This window comes from Peribacillus sp. FW305-BF15, from assembly GCF_058783805.1.
Map to the genome: position 1 here is coordinate 39645 of NZ_JBYSYV010000007.1, position 23092 is coordinate 62736.

The 23092-nt window shown below is 35.6% G+C and carries 16 protein-coding genes; 12 read left to right on the forward strand and 4 right to left on the reverse strand.

Annotation, left to right across the window (positions count from 1 at the left end):
* The first annotated feature begins 952 nt into the window (after positions 1–952).
* Complete coding sequence (locus AC3WLU_RS08955) at positions 953–2836, forward strand: S8 family peptidase (protein WP_492597141.1); 1884 nt, start codon at positions 953–955, stop codon at positions 2834–2836.
* A 287-nt stretch (positions 2837–3123) separates the two neighbouring features.
* On the opposite strand, the gene AC3WLU_RS08960 is transcribed toward AC3WLU_RS08955, so the two are convergent.
* Positions 3124–3504 carry a helix-turn-helix transcriptional regulator gene (locus AC3WLU_RS08960; RefSeq protein WP_492597210.1) on the reverse strand — a complete coding sequence of 127 codons (381 nt, stop codon included), beginning with the start codon at positions 3502–3504 and terminating at the stop codon, positions 3124–3126.
* An 832-nt stretch (positions 3505–4336) separates the two neighbouring features.
* On the opposite strand from AC3WLU_RS08960, the gene galU reads away from it, so the two are divergent.
* From galU to AC3WLU_RS08975, 3 genes are all read left to right on the forward strand, one after another.
* Positions 4337–5221 carry a UTP--glucose-1-phosphate uridylyltransferase GalU gene (galU, locus tag AC3WLU_RS08965; protein WP_440438817.1) on the forward strand — a complete coding sequence of 295 codons (885 nt, stop codon included), beginning with the start codon at positions 4337–4339 and terminating at the stop codon, positions 5219–5221.
* Positions 5222–5364: 143 nt separating this feature from the next.
* On the forward strand, positions 5365–5961 hold the full coding sequence (locus tag AC3WLU_RS08970; protein WP_034308732.1) for a serine O-acetyltransferase: 597 nt from the start codon (positions 5365–5367) through the stop codon (positions 5959–5961).
* 149 nt (positions 5962–6110) lie between these two features.
* Positions 6111–9077 carry a CDP-glycerol glycerophosphotransferase family protein gene (locus AC3WLU_RS08975; protein WP_492597142.1) on the forward strand — a complete coding sequence of 989 codons (2967 nt, stop codon included), beginning with the start codon at positions 6111–6113 and terminating at the stop codon, positions 9075–9077.
* Between the two features lie 94 nt (positions 9078–9171).
* Here AC3WLU_RS08975 and AC3WLU_RS08980 read toward each other — a convergent pair whose 3' ends face one another.
* Positions 9172–10374 (reverse strand): right-handed parallel beta-helix repeat-containing protein, encoded by a 1203-nt coding sequence (locus tag AC3WLU_RS08980; RefSeq protein ID WP_492597143.1) that lies wholly within the window; start codon positions 10372–10374, stop codon positions 9172–9174.
* Between the two features lie 567 nt (positions 10375–10941).
* On the opposite strand from AC3WLU_RS08980, the gene AC3WLU_RS08985 reads away from it, so the two are divergent.
* Genes AC3WLU_RS08985 through AC3WLU_RS08995 form a run of 3 tightly spaced genes read left to right on the forward strand, consistent with a single transcriptional unit; the run spans position 10942 to position 15646 of the window.
* Entirely contained in the window at positions 10942–12807 is a 1866-nt protein-coding gene (locus AC3WLU_RS08985) for a BglG family transcription antiterminator (protein ID WP_492597144.1), read from the forward strand.
* A 17-nt stretch (positions 12808–12824) separates the two neighbouring features.
* Positions 12825–13703 (forward strand): ketose-bisphosphate aldolase, encoded by an 879-nt coding sequence (locus tag AC3WLU_RS08990; protein ID WP_413001171.1) that lies wholly within the window; start codon positions 12825–12827, stop codon positions 13701–13703.
* 14 nt (positions 13704–13717) lie between these two features.
* Positions 13718–15646 carry a PTS fructose transporter subunit IIABC gene (locus tag AC3WLU_RS08995; RefSeq protein ID WP_492597145.1) on the forward strand — a complete coding sequence of 643 codons (1929 nt, stop codon included), beginning with the start codon at positions 13718–13720 and terminating at the stop codon, positions 15644–15646.
* A gap of 472 nt (positions 15647–16118) precedes the next feature.
* On the opposite strand, the gene AC3WLU_RS09000 is transcribed toward AC3WLU_RS08995, so the two are convergent.
* Positions 16119–16310, reverse strand: coding sequence for a hypothetical protein (locus AC3WLU_RS09000; protein WP_048681418.1), 192 nt, complete (start codon positions 16308–16310; stop codon positions 16119–16121).
* Between the two features lie 659 nt (positions 16311–16969).
* On the opposite strand from AC3WLU_RS09000, the gene AC3WLU_RS09005 reads away from it, so the two are divergent.
* Entirely contained in the window at positions 16970–17809 is an 840-nt protein-coding gene (locus AC3WLU_RS09005) for an SGNH/GDSL hydrolase family protein (RefSeq protein ID WP_492597146.1), read from the forward strand.
* Between the two features lie 104 nt (positions 17810–17913).
* Here AC3WLU_RS09005 and AC3WLU_RS09010 read toward each other — a convergent pair whose 3' ends face one another.
* A complete protein-coding gene (locus AC3WLU_RS09010) occupies positions 17914–18213 on the reverse strand; it encodes a helix-turn-helix domain-containing protein (protein WP_369315734.1) in 300 nt (99 codons plus the stop codon).
* 476 nt (positions 18214–18689) lie between these two features.
* Here AC3WLU_RS09010 and AC3WLU_RS09015 point away from each other — a divergent pair, with 476 nt between their 5' ends.
* From AC3WLU_RS09015 to AC3WLU_RS09030, 4 genes are all read left to right on the forward strand, one after another.
* Positions 18690–19370 carry a YveK family protein gene (locus tag AC3WLU_RS09015; RefSeq protein WP_492597147.1) on the forward strand — a complete coding sequence of 227 codons (681 nt, stop codon included), beginning with the start codon at positions 18690–18692 and terminating at the stop codon, positions 19368–19370.
* 39 nt (positions 19371–19409) lie between these two features.
* A complete protein-coding gene (locus tag AC3WLU_RS09020; RefSeq protein WP_492597148.1) occupies positions 19410–20087 on the forward strand; it encodes a CpsD/CapB family tyrosine-protein kinase in 678 nt (225 codons plus the stop codon).
* Between the two features lie 136 nt (positions 20088–20223).
* Positions 20224–20988 (forward strand): tyrosine-protein phosphatase, encoded by a 765-nt coding sequence (locus AC3WLU_RS09025; protein WP_492597149.1) that lies wholly within the window; start codon positions 20224–20226, stop codon positions 20986–20988.
* Positions 20989–21271: 283 nt separating this feature from the next.
* Entirely contained in the window at positions 21272–23092 is a 1821-nt protein-coding gene (locus AC3WLU_RS09030; RefSeq protein WP_492597150.1) for a polysaccharide biosynthesis protein, read from the forward strand.

Below are 23092 nucleotides of genomic sequence, written 5' to 3' on the forward strand. Positions count from 1 at the left end.
ACAACGAGTTTGCTTGCAAGTTTTTTTTAAAAAAAGGTTCCAGTTGATTTCAGAAATCCGCTCCCTTTCCGCCGACTGTCTGCCAAGCCTCCTCGCCTAGCGGCTGCGGTGTCTCGGGTAGCCAGTAATTCGGCAGGAGTGTCGCAAATTTCTTCCATCTATTAAGTATTACAGTAAAAAACATGAAGAATAATTTAGTCTTGTTTTAAAATCATAGTTTAGGATTAGACCAATCGGAAGTCCCAGACTGACTGGAGATATATTCGAGGAAAAACGAGTTTGCTTGCAAGTTTTTTTTAAAAAAAGGTTCCAGTTGATTTCAGAAATCCGCTCCCTTTCCGCCGACTGTTTGCCAACCCTCCTCGGCGCAAGCGCCTCCTGTGTCTCGGCTAGCCAGTAATTCGGCAGGAGTGTCGCAAATTTCTTCCATCCAATAAGGATTACAGTAAAAAACATGAAGAATAATCTAGTCTTGTTTTAAAATCATAGTTTAGGATTAGACCAATCGGAACTCTCTTTATTAGACAAAAGTGCTTCTATCTGAATTTTTCAAACGAAGTTGATTGGAGCGGGTGTTCGAGACTCCTGCGGGAAAAGCGAGTCCAGGGGAGACCCCGCAGGCGCGAAGCGTCGAGGAGGCTCACGGACCGCCCGCGGAAAGCGAGTGCCTGGAGTGGAAATCAAAGTGCAAATTTTAAAGTAATCAATTATTATCAAGTTTGTCTACAGTCAACCCCTTTGTTTTAAAATTAGATAGAACCCCATTTTGTCGACAATCTGAGACCGCTTTATAGCGTTTTTTTTGTTGTGTAAATAAGTTAATTTAACTAGATGAAAAGGTTAGTAAAACCGAATCGGACGGTATACAATCTAGTTAGGAATAATAGTAGAATTGGTTCATGATCTAACCTCATCGATAGCTATTCTTAATCATATTTTTTGGAGTGATTGTATGCACAAGCTTATTAAGGCTATATTGCCGGTATTATTACTGTTTATGATTCTGCCAATCTACCAGCAAGACTCTGCATCTGCGGAAGAGACGCCGCAATCTGATGGTGTCATCGTCAAGTACAAAGAGACGAGCGATGAGCCGATCAACGAGTTGATAGAAAAGGTGGAGGTTCCTAAAGGGGAATCAACCGATAACCTGATCGAGGAACTTGAAGAACAGAAGGATGTGGAATATGCAGAACCAAACTATCTGTTCAAGAAGATGGAAAGCCCGAATGATCCAGCGTACATAGACCAGTGGCACCATAAAAAGCTTGGTACGGGTGCAGCGTGGACAAAATCAATGGGATCAAAGGAACTAATCGTGGCGATCATTGACGACGGCATCGATCGTAACCACGAAGATTTAAAAGGGAGGATCGTCAATGCCTATGATACGATACGCAATCGGAAGCATATCGTCCCAAAAGGGGAGCATGGAACGCATATCGCTGGCATCATTGCCGGTTCTGCAAACAACGGCATAGGCGGAGCGGGTGTTGCCCCGAACGTTAAACTAATGCCGATCAACGTCTTTGATGGAGAGTATGCCGATACGGCCGATATCATTGACGCGATACATTATGCCGTTCAGCAGAAGGCAAACATCATCAATATGAGTTTAGGCGACACCAGTTATTCGGAGTCCTTGAACAAGGCCGTCCAGGAAGCTTATAAAAAAGGCGTACTCATCGTCGCGGCTGCCGGGAATGAAGGGGATATGGGAAAAAATGTCCAGCGTGTGTACCCAGCTGCATTCAGCCACGTCATTTCCGTTGCTGCCACTAACTCAAGTGACAAACGTCCCAGTTATTCCAACTACCATTCAACAGTCGATATTGCGGCCCCTGGAGATGACATCCTTTCAACCTTGCCAAATGGTAAATACGGCTGGATGAGCGGAACATCGATGGCGACGCCAATGGTGGCGGGTGTAGCGGCATTGATTTGGTCCCACGAGCCTAAGCTCAACAAAACGGAGGTTGAATACCGTCTCTATGATTCAGCCGTGGACCTAGGTACAAAAGGGAAAGACATTTACTATGGAAACGGGCGGGTCAATGCCAAAAAAGCACTGGAAATGAAGACGCTGACCAAACCGTCCGTGACTGCGATATCCGATAAGGACACCAAGATCAATGGGAAAATCCCGGCTGATTTCAAAACGGGGACCGTCTCCATTTATACCGATAAAAAACAACTCGCCACAGTGAAGATCAACGGCGAAAAAACGTTTACAGCGACCATCGCAAAACAAACAGCCGGCACGACCATCTCTACTAGGCTCATCGATAAATCGGGAAATAAAAGTATTCCCGTTTCATTTAAAGTGGCAGATAAAACGGCTCCTGCAAGACCGTCCGTAAATACGGTAGGTGACAATACCGTAAAAGTAACCGGCAAAGCGGAAGCAAGCTCTTCCGTCACCGTTAAAACCGGCAAAACGGTTCTAGGCAAAGCAAATTCCAACAGCGCAGGGAATTTCACCGTAACGATGTCAAAAAAACAAAAAGCCGGAAAAGTCCTATCCGTTACAGCAACCGATAAAGCCGGAAATATAAGCTCGATCAAAACCGTGACCGTCGCAGACAAAACGGCACCAAGTAAACCGACGGTCAACACAGTCACGACAAAAACGACAATAGTAACCGGAAAGGCAGAAGCTAACTCCACAGTGTACATCAGAGCATCAAAAAAAGTGATCGGCTCTGCAACAGCAACGACTAAAGGCACATTCTCGGTTAGAATCCCTAAGCAAAAAGCCGGTAAGAACCTATATATTCATGCCAAAGACAAAGCGAAAAACGTAAGCGAATCAAGAAAAGTAACAGTTAAAAAGTGAAAGAAAAACAGGAACAGCCCCCAATCATCTAATTGGGGGCTGTTTTTGTATCAATTGAAGGGGGGAACGATACCGTTTTGGGCAAAAAATAAGCAATAGCCAAAACAAGATAAGAAGTCGAGGAAAATGAATGTAATGAAGGTGACGTTCCAGCTTTGCAGAAATTCAATAAATCAGATCTTATTGAAAGTGGGATCGTCGTTTTAATAAAAAACAAATAAGGTGCTGCCATTACGTAGCACCTCAGCTTTTAAAAATTTCTATTAGCCATACAAAATCCAAACCATTTATTCTTTCTTTGATTGTAACCAGTCTAAAAAGTCATCCCTGAAAACCCTCTTGGACCTTTTTAAACGAATTAAAGGAAAATCGGGATTTCCCATGTATTCATCAGCTGTTCTTTCACTAACATTTAAATAAGCTGCCAAATGCTCTACAGTTAATAATTCCGGCAGTTGTGAAATCTCATCCGTTTCGTTCGTTATTATTTCTGCCCTTCTTTCATGATTTACGTAATTTATATGCCCTTCTCCCATGCAAACTGCTACTTTCTTAGAACACTTGGGACACGTCAGTGTATCAACTTTATCTTCCATAACAGAAAAACGAGAAACTACGCCAAACAGTGTTGAACAATTCTCACATAAATAAGTATATACACCTTCCACTTTCAAATGTATCACTCCTTAGACTTATCATTTGTTAAACTAACAAATTTTATAAGGGGCTAAGTATGATATGTGGTAGGTTTAAACGCTTGGTCTATATTCCCTATATAACATCAAGGAGAAATACTTGAATCATTGGAAGAAAGCCGGGCTAATCTTGCTTCAATGTAAAGTGCACACCTGCAATTAATAATAATCATATTTTCACTCATATTCCAAGGGAATTAACATCACATTTATGCCAATTATTAAAACAATGTTACTAATTGTAAAAAGTGTGTTAAAATATATTTTATGTTTAAAAAGACCCTTGTTTTTTTATAAAGTTGTAACAATAAGTACATCGTACTAGGGACTGATGATGCTTAATAAGGAACGGTAATAAAATCGCATTATCATGATAGTTAAATACTCTAAAAATTTTGCAGATTATATTATTTACTCAAGTTTCTCACCTTGAAAACTTGAATTCTACAGAACTATACCAAGGCTCTAGCTATAGGGTAACCTTTGTGACAAAGTAAACGAACTCGATTTTGCTGTTCATTGGAGCAGTTGTTCGAGCTTCTTTAAGATGCCTTGAAGTAGGAATAAATAAACACTGAAACTAATGAAAAGTTGAGTTACCTATCTCAAATTCGAGATATTTTTCCATTTCTTAGAAAAAAACTCTTGTATAAAATACTGGGGATATTTTTGAAATCTAAAACAAGATTCATATACAACCATATTCGAGTTTATATAACGGTTGAACAACATATGGTTCTTTTCCAAGCAAAAGATAAAAAAACATTACGATTTTACTTATAGACAAGAGAGGGAGAACCAAAAGATGAGAGTTAAAAAAGCTATTATTCCAGCTGCAGGTCTCGGAACAAGATTTTTACCTGCAACCAAAGCCATTCCAAAAGAGATGTTGCCAATTGTAGATAAGCCTACCATTCAATATGTAGTGGAAGAGGCAATAGCATCTGGAATTGAAGATATCATTATTGTAACTGGTAAAGGAAAGCGGTCTATAGAAGATCATTTTGATTACGCTGTCGAATTGGAACAGAATCTTTTAGAAAAAGGGAAAAATGACTTGCTTGAAAAGGTACAAGCGTCTTCCAAGGTAAATATTCATTATATAAGACAAAAAGAACCACGTGGTCTTGGTCATGCAGTATGGTGTGCTCGTAAATTTATTGGAAATGAACCATTTGCAGTCCTACTAGGAGATGACATTGTCCAGGCTGAAACACCTTGTTTGGAACAACTCATAAATGAGTACGAAAGAACTTCTTCATCTGTAATTGGTGTACAAACAGTACCTGAAAATCAGACACATCGTTATGGAATTGTTGATCCTCTAATGAAAGAAGGTAATTGTTACCAAGTTCTTAACTTTGTAGAAAAGCCTTCACCAGGTACAGCACCATCTAACTTAGCAATCATGGGACGATATATATTAACACCAGAAATCTTCTTGTTATTAGAACAACAAGAGGTTGGAGCTGGTGGAGAAATCCAGTTAACCGATGCAATACAACAATTAAACCAAATTCAAAGTGTTTTCGCTTACGATTTCGAAGGTACAAGATATGATGTCGGAGAGAAATTAGGATTTATTCAAACTACTATAGAATTTGCATTGCAAAATGAAGAGTTAAAGAAAGATCTTCTTGGATATTTAAAAGGCATTTTAGAAAAAGAAGAGCTGTTACAGGTTAACTAATTTAATTTATATTTCTCTGTCCCGCACGGAGACTTTCTAGAGGTATTAGGCTAGTTACTACTGGCTTTTTCTTCGTGTGGGAATTAGAGAAAAATCGTAAAGAGTAAAGTGAAACAGTAACCTTTCATCAAGGAGAGAGCATTTTGGCAATTAAGAATCGTGACGATTATAACATTTATCTAGAATCTGATTTAGTAGCAAGAAAGTTGAAAAAGTGGAAGTACAGCTATAAAGTAATGCATCCAGAACTTTATTTCCAACGTCTACTTAGGAAATCAGAGTATTTAAAGACTAAGAAATTAAACAGTTCATTTTCCATGTGGAGATATAACAGGTCATTGAGAAAACTTAAAAAGGTAGGATCTATGCTAGGAATATCAATACATCCAGTGTCCTTCGGTCCAGGGTTAAAGATACCTCACAGTGGTTCTGTAATTGTTAATAAGAAGGCTCGAATCGGTAAGAATTGTGAAATTCATTCTGGAGTTAACATTGGAGCTCATAAAGGTCAGGTTCCTAAAATCGGAAATAATGTGTACATAGGACCTGGCGCCAAGATATTTGGGGGTATCAAAATCGGCAACAATGTTGCAATTGGTGCTAATTCAGTAGTAACCAAAGACGTACCTGATAATGTCACCGTTGTAGGTATTCCAGCTAAAATAATTTCTAGAAATACAGAAACTCAAGTTTTAAAAGCATATGACAAAGTGAAAAAGAAATACATGAATAAAAAATAAAATTTTTGCTATCTCTTCATATGAGCCAATGTTAATCAAATCAGAAAATTCAATCAACATCAGTGCTTCCCTTTACAATTAGAGCTAATCATACAAAAGATAATAAGTGTATGGCTATGGGGAAAATAAGGAGGAGTAGGAGTATCAAAATGCGTGAGAGAAAAGAAAATGAACTGGCATTTAATAATGTCACCTGGGATGGGGTAAATCTACAAATTACTTTTGCTAAAGAAATTTTAGATAATATAGATACATTTCAACTTCAAATTCAAAGTCGGTATAGTAATAAGAAAAGAATTGTATCTTACAAGCGTAAAGCGTTATTAAAGGAGCACATAATTATAATTCCTTTAAAGGAACTTGAAGGGTTAGACAAGGGACGTTGGGACTTCTTTATTGAAGTTGAAAGCAATAAAGATGTTCGTAAGAAGAGAATAGGCCTATATGCTGCACGTGCAGCATCTGAATTAATGCGCTATTTAAAGCCCATTATTAATAATGGAACACAGGCTTTTATTCCTTATCTAACAGAAAAAAATGGTTTATCTATCCACAGCGCTAATATGCTGCAACTGGAAGACATTAGTTATAATGTTATACGTCTTTCTAAACAAGTATTGAGTGTAAAAGAAACAGATACAAAAGTATTCCTCAACTTTTCTGGGACTTTAAATAATAACATAAAAGATACGAGACTTGTTATGAAAAGCGGGGACAGTGTTTTTGTTCTTCCCATGAATATAGATACTGATGGAAAAACTCTTATAGTCAGTAAAAAAGACCTTCATTCGGTTTCACTAAAAGGAAAATGGAACTTATATTTACAAATTACCAAAGGCCATATACTAGAACGCTATGGTATAAATGTTCAAGTGAAATACCAAGATGATGAAATGAAGTTTCTTGTAAGAAAACAAGTAAAACAAATGTCCACGATTATTCAACATATTAAAGGGCAAGTGGATGCAGAAAATCTAAGGGTTGAGGATGGATATATAACATTTGATATATCGTCAAAAGAATTGAAGCATGCAAATAAGGTTGAATTTTATCTAAAGAAAAGACAAGAGCCTGAAATAATAACACTTGATGTAAAAAGGACCGTGTCCGGGGGGAAAGAACAGATCTTCATTCCGGCTTCACAGTTAAAAGATAAGATTGCTGTTATAAGCCGTTGGGATTTGTATATGGAACTCTCCCATGATCACGTGAAAGTGAACAGACGGATAGGAAACTACAACGTTATGCCTTTGTCAGAGAAAGATAAGCGTGCAGGGTATTTAATGCTAAATGAAGCCGTAGGTATATCACCATATCTGACAAAAGATAACGAGTTCTCATTATATTTTTGTACTGAAGAACAGTATATGAATTCAAAGTATCCTGCAAAAACAAAACTTCATGAAGTATCTATGAATAGGGAAGGATTACTACAACTTACTGCCTCTATTCATGTAAAAGAAACAAATGATTTTGTAGTAGACCATGTAACACTAAGGTTACGACAGGATAAGAGCCAGGTAATTCAGGTCCCATGTGCTAAAGAGGTGTCACAGGACAAGAATAGTATAAAGGTCAAAGCAGAATTAAATATTAGTCAGTTAGAATTAGAGCAATTTTATTGGGATTTTTTCATTACAATTACTCTAGGTAATGGTGATAAACGCCATGTACGTCTTAACAATGATAATTATTTAATTAGTAAAAAATTGAAACATGGTATGTTTCGATATACGATAAATACCCCGGATGAATATATGATTTATCCCTATATTACTATGAATGATTGTCTGAGTTTAACCTATCGACAAATAGGTGAATTTGAGTCTTTCAAGCATAAGATTAACGAGTATACGGCCTATTTCCTATACATTCTTTTGGGTTGGTACTTTGCATGGAAGCCAATTTGGCTTATTCATGAAAAATATTCCGAAACGGCTCAAGATAATAGTTTCTATTTCTTCAAATATTGTTATGAAAATCATTATAATAAAAAGATATACTATGTGATTAAAAAGGGATCAGCTGATGAAAAAAATTTAGCCCCCTATAAAAAGCGCATCGTTTATTTTATGAGTGTCAAACACCTCCTCCTATTACTTGGATCAAAGCTAATTGTATCTTCGGAGACAAAAGGTCACGGGTATGCATGGAGGGTTTCCCAAGGAGCTATCCGGGAGTTTTTAAATGAGAAGAAATATGTGTTTTTACAACATGGAGTACTAGGTTTGAAAAGAGTCGATAATACATTTAAAGCAAATTCATCCAACGGTGCAGACCTATTTGTAGTATCCTCTGATTTTGAAAAAGAAATCGTAAAAAGCTATTTTGGATACAATGAAGAAAACGTCATTGTTACAGGCCTGTCAAGATGGGATGCATTAGAGGATAAATCGCTTCAAAATACAAAAAAAGAGATTTTCTTAATGCCTACATGGAGAAATTGGCTTGAAGAGGTAGAGGATGATAAATTTGTTTTATCTGATTATTATCATGAATATAACAGTTTAATACAATCAGAAAAGCTCTCCCAATTATTAAAGGAAAATGATATCACATTAAACTTCTATGTCCATCCAAAATTTATGCCGTACGTTGCAAATTTCACTAGTTCTCATGAGCATATTAATGTTATACAATTTGGCGAGGCAAAAATTAATGATTTAATTATGCGCTCAAGTTTATTGATTACAGATTACTCTAGCGTAGCCTGGGAGACATATTATCAAAAGAAACCCGTTCTCTTCTTTCATTTTGATTTGGATAAATATATAGAGAATCAGGGTAGCTACATGGATTTAAGAAATGATGTTTTTGGAGAGGTTGCTTACAACTCTTCAGAGTTAGTTGATAAATTAAGAGTTTATATAAACAATGGGTTTAAAGAAAAAGAAGAATTCAGTTCAATTAGAAACAATTATTTTAAACATGTTGATCACGATAACAGCTCAAGGATTTATAAATATATCAGTGAACGTGAAAAATCACTTGTTAAATCGGATGGAATTCTAAAAGTCTTGAAAAGAAGTTACCTTCTTAAATATGTTTGGAGAAAGTACAAGCAAAATCCAATTGTTGGCCGGATTGGCATGAGCATGTTAAATATATTAAGGTGAAAACTTGAAATGCCGTTAGTTTAAAATTTTAACGGTAAAAATAAAAGCCCCTAGGATTTGAACTAGGGGTTTTTATCTATGGATTAGGTACCGGCTAATCAGCTGCAGTATTTGTTTCTAATGATTTTGAGGGTGAATTAATAAAGGAATTTGAAGAAGCATTCACATTCTTTCTGAATTCTATAGTTTTCCCATATAGAACTATTGGGGAACCTAATGTATCCACGAATTCATTATTGTGTATTTCAAACTTAGCAATCACTAATGCCCCTTTTGAGCTTTTATCCTTTCCATTCTTCGAATAGTAATAGTTACCTAGACTATCAATCTGAATTCCTTGTGCACATTCTATGAATTGATTTTCTTTTATAAGAATGTCTTTCCAATTATGTCCTCGTACAGCTGCATATGTCATTTTTTCAAAGGTATTGTCTATAATTTGAATGTTTGTGTATGGTCTATTATGGGACGCTGAATGGCTGCCTACGCCAACCCCCCACGGATTCATATTTCTTACGTGCGAATTCCCAAAATAGTTATGTTCTATCCTAACGTTTTTAGTTATAGTAAAGTCTACACTCCCAAATCGTCGAAATGCTTTATCAGATATCATCCCATCAATCTGAATGGCTTCTGTGTAATCATCATTACTCGAACGAGATCCCAAAAACTTACTATTTCGTATGAGAACATTTTTATTACCTGCTAAATCTATCGCATGGCCACCTACTATGTTCTTTAACACGGTATCCCGGATAAGGATATTATGACCATGGGCAAAACCAAACACAGAAGGAGTTCGTAGTTTTATATCCGCTCCCCCAGCGTCCCAAATCCCGCCATCTATAATAATGTTGGAATTTCCATTATAACCATGGTAGGTAGCTTTAAAATCTCCATTCAACAACATTATGTCATTATTTGAGTCAGCTTTTTGCAGAATTGTTTTAGTTGGAACTTTAAGCCATGTATTACTATAAATGTGTAATGGTTTTTTCAGTGTGTATTTTCCTTTAGGCAATAGTATTTTAATAGGCGTATCCGAATCTCTTGCAGTGTTCAATGCTTTTTGAATTTGTTTACTTGCATCACTTCCGTGTGGGATTGATACTGGGATTGTTTTGTAGTCTTTTTGCAAAAGCTGCAATATTTCTTCCGTAAAAGGTTTCCGGATTGTAGATTGCTCTACTGTCTTTTCAGAAGACCGATCCGGGGTGGGAGGTGAAAAAGGATTCCATAATTTGAACAGCATTACGGAGCCTACAATAATAACTAAGATGACTGATATTTTCTTCAATTTTTTCAACCTTCATTCTTTGGGTTTGCACCGGTAATTCCTTGCATCATACAGTCTTGGAGAGGTATGGTTTATTGGCTTGCACTAATGGAATAAAATTTATTGAGCAATTTGCTTACACCAACCTTATGTTCCTTATGAAAATCTTCTTATGACGCTGAAGCTAGGCGTAATTCATCTCTTTCTATATGTAAACCACGTGTTCCTCATTAGAGAAGAATTCCCTTTGTGTGTATTTAGTTGCCATGGCAGAAAACGATCAGGATATAGTAAATTGAATATCATTGGAATCCAATAGGTGTTTTACTACATCTATATTAGAAGGAGCTATGACAGACACGCCCTGCTAATCTACAGAAATATAAAATGGTTTGAGACGTTGGCTTCTCGTGAGTGTATACGGTATCGTTTTATTTCCAAATTGGATAGAGTTCTTCGACCATTTTTCCTTCGTTGGTCTATTATAACATCATCCTAGTATTAAACACTTCCTAACTATTAGGAAAATGTATAGGCTTGGTAAAAGTGAAACGCTTACATTAATATAAGTGTGAGGAGGAAATACCAATGAAAAAACGTTACATTAAGTTATTGGAATATTTAGAACAATCTAACGATGACTTTGTAAGTGGAAGCGAACTTGCTAATCTATTTAATGTAACGACAAGAACAATCAGAAATGACATTAAGGAAATAAATGAAACTTTTTTAGATAAAGTAATAATTACTGGTAGTACTCAAAAAGGGTATAAATTAGTTGGGGATTTATCAAGTATTCAGCAAAATGAAGATGATTACGAAGAACGAGCTTTTCATATTATAAAAACACTTTTATCTGAAACTGGTTTTATAACTTATGATGAACTGGCAAAAAAACTTTATTTTTCTACTCAAACAATTAGGAAAGACGTACAAAGATTATTTCAAATAATCCAAGCCGAAAAATGGAACATTGAGGTTGAAGCAATTATCTTTCAAGGGGTAAGGCTTAAGGGAAGTGAAGTAGAAAAACGTCTATTACTAAAAAAGTTAGTAACAACAAATTGTTTAAAGCGAATGTCTCTTGATGAAGCGCTGCAATACTATTTTGGTGATTGGTTTAGTCAGGCCTCCATTCAATTAGTATATTCTTGTATTGAAGAAGAAGTCACTAAGTACAATTTGTTACTAAGCTCTGAAGAACTATTCTCAATATGTGTGAACATAATGATTAGTTTAAAACGAGTAGGCCTTCATCAAAAAATTGCTGAAAAAGACATGAAGTTAGATAATACGTGCTTTGAAGAATTAGAAATAGCAAAGTTAATCCTTAGTCGATTAGCTAAGGAAATGAATGTACCGTTTGACGAATATGAATATCAGTATTTATGCTACCTGTTAATTTCTTTGCAAATATTACCAAAGGAAAATGAAGTAACTGTGCATGAACACTCAGATGAAATAGAGGAAAAAGTAAAAGCGGTTATAAAAAATGTTGGGGATCGATATGGTTTTTCAAGTCGAAAGAATGAAAAGTTATTTAATCGCCTATTGGTACATATTACAAAGTCATTATATCCATTAAAATATTACTTTCCTTTAGAGAATCCATTTATTTCTCAAATAAAGTCGGAATATATGAATGCTTATAATATTGCAGTGGTTTTAGCGAAAGAATTACAATTTTGCTTAAATATAAAGATACCAGAAAATGAAATCGGTTACTTGACACTGCATGTTATGAATATTCTTGAAAATTCCCAAGAAACAAGGAAAAGTATTGCAATTATTTATGGGAAAAATCCGTTAGTAGGTAAGCTAATAGAAAGAAAAATAAATTTATACTTCCCAAATATTAAAATTGATGGTTTATTTGCAAATCATGAAATCCATTTAATTCCTGAAGAGATAGAAACTATAGTAACTACTAGTGTAATCCTTGAGGAGCAACACCGAAATGTGAAAAATTGTATTCGTATTAGTGAAATGATTACAAATGAAGATATGAAGACTATTTCTATTCAATTGAATCGTGGCTTACTAAAGTACTATTTATCTCCGAATGATCTTTATTTCTTAGATGAAGAGAATCAAATAGATTTATTAAAAACTCTTACGCAGTTTGGAGATATTCGACATCTGTATACAAGCATTAATGAAAGAGAAAAGATGTCGAGTACTAATATTGGTAATTTAGTGGCCATGCCGCATCCATTTGATTGTGGAAATAACACTAAATTAAGAGTGTTAGTAGCAATAAATAAACAAAGAATTTTGTGGGGAGACAAAATGGCTCAAATTATCTTTCTATTTATCCCTCCAAAAAATCAAAAGGTAAATAATACAAAGTTTTTTGAAGAGATTCATGATGTGTTTAAGCAAACAAACATGACAGAAAAATTATTGAATGTAACCAATTATGATGAGTTTTTGGAAGTTTGGTCTTCCAAATAATATTAGGAGGAATAAAAATGTTAATGAATATGAAAGATTTACTTTTAGTAGCTTATGAGAATAAATTTGCAGTCGGGTCATTTAATGTAGCAAATAGCGAATTTGTCAAAGTTGTAGTAAGTGCTGCAGAGGAGCAAAAATCTCCTGCTATACTTCAAATTCACCCGAATGAAATAAATTTAGTGACTGATGAATTTGTGGCCTATGTACGCGAGGCTGCGTCAAAGTCTAAAGTTCCTTTTGTTATTCATTTAGACCACGGGGCAACAATCGAAGATATTACTCGATCTATTAGAAATGGCTATACGTCTGTGATGATGGATGCATCACATTTACCATTTGAAGAAAATATGGCATTAACAAAAAAAGCAGTAGAACTTGCTCATATGGTAGGTGTGTCTGTAGAGGGTGAACTAGGTACTATTGGAAGTAATGAGGGCAGTTCAGAAGGCGGAGCAGATGAGATCTTATATACGAATCCTGATGAAGCAGCCATTTTTGTTGAAACAACAGGAATTGATACGCTTGCTGTTGCTGTTGGAACTTCACATGGCTTATACCCAGAAACGAAAGATCACTCTATTAAAATTGATCGATTAAGGAAGATTCATGAAAAAGTAAACATTCCTTTAGTTCTCCACGGTGGATCAGACAACCCAGATGAAGAAATAAGACAAGCTGTGAAGCATGGTATTGCCAAAATTAATTTATCAACAGATATGAAGAGAGCGTTTTATAACCAATTAAGAGCTACGCTTGATGAAAATCCAAATGCTTACGAACCAGATATATTAATGCCTGAAGCAACGAAGGCCGCTATTGAATTAGTAAAGAAGAAAATGGATCTATTTGGTTCAACTGGAAAAGCATCACTCTATAAATTAGGAGAAATTTAATAGGAGGGATAGATATGATGACTTCTAGTGTCTTAAGGCCAGAAAACATAATATTAGATTTAGTTGCTGAAACGAAAGAGGACTTAATTAATGAGCTTGCAGAAAAATTAAATTCAAACGGATATTTACATGATCTTGAACAATTTAAACAGGATATTTGGGCACGAGAAGATCAGGTTCCAACAGAAGTAGGGTTTGGTATTGCTATTCCACATGCAAAATCGGCTGGAGTTAAATCGCCCGCTATTATTATGGGAAGATCTTTAAGTGGAATTAAGTATAGTTCTGAAACATGTAATTTATTTTTCATGATAGCAGCCGGCAAGGATTCTTCAACTGAGCACTTAAAGACTTTATCTAAAATCTCCACTTTTCTAATGGATGAAACCTTTAGAGCTAAGCTCATTCTTGCCAAAGATAGTCATGAAGTTGTCCAGCTATTTGTAAATGCTGAAGAAAAAATGGTACAAGTAGATGCGAATGATAAGAAGTATTTTGGTAAGAAATTGGTCGGAGTAACTGGATGCCCTACTGGTATAGCACATACATTTATGGCTGCAGAAGCATTAAAAAATGCCGCTGAGGAGCTTGGCGTTCAAATAAAAGTTCAAACCAATGGATCGACAGGAATACAGAACAGTTTAACTCAACAAGATATTGATGAAGCAGATGGCATAATTGTTGCTGCAGATGTTAAAGTGGACATGGATGTCTTCGGTGATCGTAAGGTCATTAAAACGTCTGTTAAAAATGGGATACATCATGCTAAGGATTTGATTGAAGATGCTATTTCTGGAAAAGGTACGGTTTTAAATCAGGGGAACAATAAGTTAAAGGAAGCAAAAGAAAAAACACGATTAAAACAACCTAAAATATACAGCCATATAATGAATGGGGTATCTTTTATGATTCCATTTGTTGTTGCTGGCGGTATATTAATCGCAATCTCCTTTATGTTTGGCATTCATGCTTCTGACCCGAATAGTTCAGAATATAATGCATTCGCCGCTTTTCTAGGTACAGCAGGTGGCAGTGCAGCCTTTGCACTAATGGTTCCAGTACTAGCAGGATATATTGCGTATAGTATTGCAGATCGTCCAGGTTTAGCACCAGGTATGATTGGTGGTATGATGGCGACACTTGGTGGTTCAGGATTTTTAGGTGGTATGATAGCAGGTTTTATTGCTGGTTATACAATCTTAGCATTGAAAAAATTATTAAAAGGCATTCCAGATTCATTACAAAGTCTTTCACCGGTGCTTATACTTCCTTTGTTGGCTACGTTTGTAACAGCCTTTATTATGCACTTTGTAATAAATAGTCCGATGGCGTGGATTAATGAGTCGTTACAAGGTTGGTTAAATGGTTTAACTGGTTCGAATGCAATTTTATTAGGAGCGCTTTTGGCAGGAATGATGGCATCTGATATGGGCGGCCCTATCAATAAAACAGCATCAGCATTTGGCTTAGCGATGTTTGCAAATCAAATATACGAACCATCTGCTGCACTAATGGTTGGAGGAATGGTTCCTCCATTAGGGATTGCATTAGCAACAACACTATTTAAAAATAAATTCTCACTGGAAGAACGCAACGCAGGAAAAGCGGCTTATATTATGGGGGCATCTTTTATTACTGAGGCAGCCATTCCGTTTGCTGCAAGTGATCCATTAAGAATAATTCCAGCAAATATTGTTGGTTCAGCAATTGGTGGAGGGATTTGTATGGCATTAGGAATTTCTTTACAGGCTCCTCATGGCGGAATCTTTGTAATTCCTATTGCTGCAAGCAGTCCATTGTTATACATTGTATGTATTTTAATTGGTTCAATTATTACAGCTTGTATAATTGGAGTATTAAAAAAACCTGTTTACAGAACACAAGATAATACTAGTGAGAAGTCAGGAAATAAAACAGTAGCAATTGAAATTAAAGCAGTATAATTTATGAAAATGACTTTGGTACTGTAGAAAGCTACAGAAAAGTCTTTGCACAAAACTAGTGAAAGAATCCCTTGAAATTCCCAAGGGATTCTTTCATTAGATATGATTATCGTTTATGTAATTAAATAAGCTAAGGCTGGCTCTGAATCACGAGTTCACCCGAGTGCAATCTTGCATTCTGACCAAGGCTTCCCATATAACCTTCCGCAATTTCAAAACAAAGTGAAGGAACTTGGGCTAACCAAATCCATGACCAGCAAGGGAAACTGTTTGGATAATGCGTCGATGGAAAGTCTTTTTGGGACTATTAAGATTTAGCTGAATATAAAACATGTATTAATTTAATCATATGTATCTCCCTGATATTAAATATCCTTTAATGGAGGGGGAAACCGTACTGTTTTGGGGACAAAAAAAGAAGCAATAGCCAATATTGCTTCTTGGATTACATATATCGACTTCATGAAATTCATTAAATTTCACCCTCTTCAAGCCTCCTATTATACTCTACTTTACTGATCAATCCCTTTGCATTACAGGTAAGACAATCTGTATAAATATCGTAGGCACCTGTACCTGCACAAACATGGCATTTAACATGAGTTTCCGGTATATCCTTATGCATGAATGAAAAAACTTTTCCAATATACTGCAGAATAATCATTCCCAAAACTCCTTTTTTTTCTATCATACAACGAAAAAGAGAGAGGGAAACAGGAAATACAATAACATTACTTAAAACAAATAAAACCATAACATACTTTACATGGGGTTAAAAAATTGAAGGAGATTCGTTTTTAGTATTAGGTTTGAATGCTCGCACGGTTCGTCTCTACCAAAGCAAAACAAAAAGAGCCCTTGGGCTCTAAAATAAACTATTAATGATCAATTTAATCCAACCAATAAAAGAAATCCATAACGGTATGCTCAAAGATGTACCAAACAAAAGTCCTTTAAAGAAATTCCCTTCATTTTCACCTACCATATAGAACACACCTCTCGGCTTGGTTTTCTTGTGATAATTATAAATGAAAGCGCTTTCCTTGTATATGAGACATTTGAGGCAATTACTTTACAATTTAAACCTTAAGAGAAAGCAGACAAGTTAAATCTGTCGGATAAAAAATTAATTGTCGAGTGTTGTCGGAATAAATTGGGAGAATATTCTTTATCGCAAAAAATTTGATAGTTATAATTAATGAGAGAAAAATAACCGAAAAAAGTGAAATAGAGCTCCAGTAGCAGTACAAAAATAAGAGTTTTACTCTATTTTATAAGGCTTCCATGTCAGTCACTAATGTTCATTTATTATGGGAGGTAAAGATGAGGAAATATGGTTTAGTCATTATCGCTGGAATTTGCTTAGCAGTACTGGTTTTTGGCCATCTGCATTGGAAAAACATAAGTCAGGCAGCAGGGGGAGAGGCTAGAGAAGCTGCAGCAAAAGTGAAAGAAGAGGAAAAAGAAGAAAGGGAAGCATTAATCCAAAGTTTAAAACCGGAAAATAATAAACAGCAGCCGCTAATAGATTACCTGCATTATAAGTCGCTAACGCAAGATAGGGTTATTGTTTCCTTAGTGGGGAGTAATGGTACTTCCGGAACCGGGGCAAGTAAGACTTCCAATAGTTGGGCAGGGCTTTTAGAGAAGAGTCTGCGCGCTGACCGTGATGATCTGGAAACATTACGTTTCATTAATCATGGACATGAGGGGTATTCAACAGAGGATTTGCTGGAAGGTAAGAAAATTGAAGCGGTCATACAAGATGATCCCGATCTGATTATTTTTGAAAATTCGCTGATAAATAATCATTATCAATCATTAAGCTTGGAACAGACAAAAAAAGATTTGGAAAGCATCATGGCAAAGTTACAAAAAGAGTTGCCGAATGCCAAAATTCTAATACTTTCGCCAAATCCAGTTGCAAACGATAAAACGGAGAATAGTTTAGGATTGAATTATTCTGATTATATTCAAGCTTCCGAGCAGGTCATCAATAAGAATGAATGGACCTATATGAATAGCAAAGAAGGAATAGAAAAGAAGCTAAAGGAAAAGAATATGAGATTGGCTGATATACTGACGAATGATAATATCCATCCCAATGATCAAGGGCATTACATATGGTTCGAGGTGATACAGGAATATTTTAAGTTAATGTAGTATAAATAAAAGGGGGAAACGTGGCTATATCCACGTTTCCCCCTTTTATTTTATTCATTGCACTAAAAGAAAGCGGTATCATAATTTCTCAAACCTTAAAGACATCACTTTCTACCTTGAATAAATTCGCGCATTTCTTCTTTCGATATACCTGAACCCATAACATCCTGCATGATTTCCAACCACTCTTCATCCATGCTCTTGTCTGCTTGTTCATTCAACAGAGCATCCACTTTAATACAAAGGATTCTAGCGATTTTTTCCAAAACTAAAATAGTAGGGTTTGTTTGAAGGTTTCTTTCCAGTGAGCTTATATAGGATTTGGCAACGCCGGATTTTGCGGAGAGTTCAGTAATTGACATTTTCCTTTCTTCCCTAAGCGACTTAACTCGGTAACCTATCATTTGACCACACCTAACCATTAATATGAAAATAATATACTAATTTAAACTATTACTTTCAGTTTACACATTTTCCTATCATTTTTAATGATAACTAGGCACTAAAATACTTGACACAAGTATCTATATAAACGAATTTTCCTGTGTTGGTAGGCATTTAGTTAGGTTTTTATTATGGTAAATGTTGTTAAAATACATGCGTGCCTAACAAAATATGGTATTAGGTGTATACTTAGGTTTATTGAAATTTAAGTCACAAATATTCTGGAAAATGAGTTATTTAGATGTGATAAATGCAATATTTCAAAAATGACAATTATTTCATTTGTATTACCGTTTTCTTTTTTGTAATATTACTAAGGGATTTGAAAAGTATTCATTCATTGTAAGTTTTATGAAAATTTCCTTGAAAATACATAAATATAGGTAATATTATGGTATAATGCAATAGGTCATTTTTAACATATCAGGAGGATGAAATGGAAGAAACTATTAGTATTAAAGATATTTTTAAAACATTAAAGAAACGTTGGAAGCTAATCATGCTGCTGACATTGATTGCCGCGTTGATTAGTGGATCAATTTCTTATTTCTTATTAACACCAGTTTACCAATCTTCAACACAGATTCTCGTTAATCAGAAACAATCGGAAAACCAATTGGACTCTACACAAATCCGATCTAATATCGACATGATCAATACATACAGTGTGATCATAAAAAGCCCTGCCATTTTGGAGAAGGTCATTGATAAGCTTGAACTAGACCAAAGTGTAGATCAACTTAGTCAAAAAATCACGATTAACAGTCAAGAAAATTCGCAAGTCTTCTCATTAACGGTTCAAGATAGTAATCCCGCCAAGGCAGTAGAGATTGCCAACACGGTTTCTTCAATTTTTCAAAAGGAAATCAAAGATATTATGAAAGTTGACAATGTTAGCATACTTGCTAAGGCAGAAATAAAGGAAAATCCTACTCCTGTAAAACCTTCTCCATTATTGAATATCGCTATTGCGGTGGTCATCGGATTGATGGCTGGAGTCGGCTTGGCATTCCTACTGGAGTATATGGATAATACGATTAGAGACGAGAAGGATATTGAGACACTCCTTGACTTGCCATTACTTGGATCTATTCAGAAAATATCGCAACATAAATAAAGAACCATTCAGTTGACATTAAGAAAGGAAGTGGGATTTTTGAGAAGTAAAGATGAAAAACAGGTGAATTTAATTGCACAGACTAATCCTAAATCACCTATTACTGAACAATATCGATTAATTAGGACAAACATACAATTCTCTTCAGTGGATAAAGAAATCAAAACGATTGTGGTTACTTCATCGGAGCCTAATGATGGGAAATCGACTACAGCTGCCAACCTAGCGATTGTGCTTGCTCAAGAAGAGAAAAAAGTATTACTTGTGGATGCGGACTTAAGGAAACCATCGGTTCATTATGCTTTTAACCTTAGTAATATACATGGACTTACTAGCGTATTGACAAAGAAAATGGATTTAAGAAAAACTATCTTGAAATCAAATGTTTTTAATTTAGACATTTTATCAAGTGGGCCGATACCGCCTAATCCTTCAGAGTTATTAAATTCCAAAGCTATAGAATCCGCCATTGATGACCTAAAAGAAATGTATGATTATATCATTTTTGATACACCGCCGGTTCTAGTAGTGCCGGATTCCCAGATTGTGGCCAATAAATGTGATGGCGTGATCATGGTAGTGGCGAGCGGCAAGACAAATAAACAAAGTGCAGTAAAAGCAAAGGACCTTTTAATGAAAGCTAACACATCCTTGCTTGGAGTCGTTTTGAATGGTGTTGAAACAGATAACAGCAATTATTATTACTATCAATCCTAACGAAATAAAACAATTTTCGACAAAATAAGACCCTGTTTAATGGCAGTTTTATATGCTACTATTAGTCAGGGTAATAATTCCTATTTTTAGAAGTCGGGCTTTTTTCTATTTGTTTTATAAAGGAAGTGTATGAAATTTGATTGACATACATTGTCACATTCTCCCAGGGATTGATGATGGATCTGCGGACATGAATGAAAGCATGAATATGGCAAGAAAAGCGGTAGAAGCAGGAATCACCCATATTTTTGCCACGCCACATCACTTAAATGAGAAATATGTAAATGTTAAAAGTAACATCATTGACCGGGCAGTGATGTTAAATGAGAATTTACACCAAAACAATATTCCACTTACCATCCATCTCGGACAAGAAGTAAGAATACACCGGGACATATTTACTTCACTTGAAAAGGAAGAAATTCTAACGTTAGACGATAACGGTACATATATGCTGCTGGAGCTCCCGTCTGGAAGGGTTCCTACATACACACAAGAAGTGATATATGAGCTGCTGCTTAAAGGAATCACACCGATTATCGTACATCCGGAGAGAAATAAGGAATTGATTGAAAATCCTAAACTATTATTTGAATTGGTCCAAGAAGGTGCCTTAACTCAACTTACATCTGGTAGTATTATCGGTCACTTTGGCAAAAATGTTAAATCATTTTCAAATAAAATAGTGGAACATAATCTTGCTCATTTTATTGCAACAGATGCTCATAATATAGGATCGCGAGGATTCACGTTACAACAAGCCTATGAAACTATAAAAAAAGCATATGGAATAGAACGTACATTTTATTTCAAAGAAAACGCTGAACAGTTATTAAAGGACCAATGCCCTGCTGTTGAAAAACCGGTGCCATTCAAAAAGAGAATTTTGGGAATATTTTAGAAAGATAGATTATTAGGAAAAGTTACATAGTAGAAAAAATTTTGCCATCATGTATGTTTCCTACGTTATATATCTACTGGATGTAAATTATAGATTGGTAAATTACCTTCATACAGATTAGTAACCCGTTCAACGACAAATAACCATAAGGTCATAAGGACTTAAAAAAAGGCAAACAAAAAGAAACTTACACAGTATATTTCATTTTTATATAAAAATGACAATTCGTAAAAACTGTATTTAATAGAGAGTAAATCAAACAATATTAAAGGGGGAAATGTGGTTGGCCTACCGAAAACGATTAACACTTCTGGCCCTATTGGACTCATTAATAGTATTATCGGCCATTTATGTAAGTTATTTATTCTTGTATCCCTATTTGGAAATATTTAAATTACCAACACTCTTAGTCACATCAGTCTCTCTATTAATCAGCCATCATTTTTTTGCTTCTATTTATAAACTGTATAAGAAGGCCTGGGAATATGCGAGTATTGGAGAGTTATTGTCCATCGTTAAAGCCGTAAGCCTATCGGTTATCACAGTTATCGCCATCCAGTTAATCGTTTTTCAAGATGTTTATGTAAGGGCCATGGCATTGACGTGGATGATGCACGTCATCCTTATTGGCGGTTCCCGTTTTTCGTGGAGAATGCTGCGTGACCGTTTGATAAATAATCAGAAGGAAACCAAAAACACATTGGTAATCGGGGCCGGTTCTGCTGGAACCATGGTTGTACGTCAGCTTCTTAATAATCATGATACGGAACTAAAACCAGTAGCATTCATTGATGATGATCCAAAAAAAGATAAGCTAGACATATTAGGAATACCTGTTGTCGGCAACTCAAAACATATCCCGGAAATGGTTGGAAAATATCATATAGATAATATTGTTATTGCGATTCCTTCATTAAGTAAGAAAGAATTGAAGGTCATTTTTGATGAATGTGTGAAAACGGATGCAAAAACACAAATCATGCCGATGCTTGAAGATATTATGTTAGGAAAAGTAGCGGTTAATCAGTTTAAAGAAGTGGAAGTAGAAGATCTTTTAGGAAGAGAACCTGTTGAATTAGATATTAATAGTATTTCTGAATATGTAACTGGTAAGACCATATTAGTAACTGGAGCTGGAGGATCTATTGGTTCGGAGATATGCCGTCAGATATGCAGATTCTCTCCAGGAACTCTTATAATACTAGGACATGGAGAAAATAGCATTTATCAAATTGACATGGAACTGAAAAAGCTATATGCAGATCAAATTGAAATCATACCTTTAATTGCAGATATTCAAGATCGAGATAGAATTTTTGAAGTGATGGAAACCTATAGGCCTGATGTTGTTTACCATGCGGCTGCACATAAACATGTTCCACTTATGGAATACAATCCTCGTGAAGCTATTAAGAATAATGTTTTTGGTACAAAGAATGTTGCGGAAGCGGCAGATACTTTTGGTGTAGGTGCGTTTGTAATGATTTCTTCTGATAAAGCCGTTAACCCAACAAACGTCATGGGATCGACCAAGCGCATTGCTGAAATGATCATCCAGCAGTTAGCAAAAAATAGCTCAACAAAATTTGTTGCGGTGCGCTTCGGAAATGTTTTAGGAAGCAGAGGGAGTGTCATTCCTTTATTTAAAAAACAAATTCAAGCTGGTGGACCAGTAACGGTCACCCATCCAGATATGACAAGGTATTTTATGACTATACCCGAAGCATCCAGATTAGTCATTCAGGCAAGTTCTTTGGCTCGAGGTGGAGAAATATTTGTTCTTGATATGGGGGAACCTGTTAAGATTGTTGATTTAGCAACAAACCTTATCCAGTTATCTGGTTATTCAATAGAGGAAGTTGGAATCGAGTTTTCTGGAATCAGACCAGGTGAGAAAATGTATGAAGAACTTTTAGGGGAGAAAGAGGTTCATAGTGAAGCTGTTTTCCCTAAAATCTTTATAGGAAAAGCGGTACTGGAACAGGAAGAAGAAATACAGTATCTTTTAAACTCTTATGATGATTTTTCAATAAAAGAACTTAAAGAATTTGTAATCAATTTAGCAAATCGAAGAAAGAACAGAACTTTTTCAGTAGTGAAATAG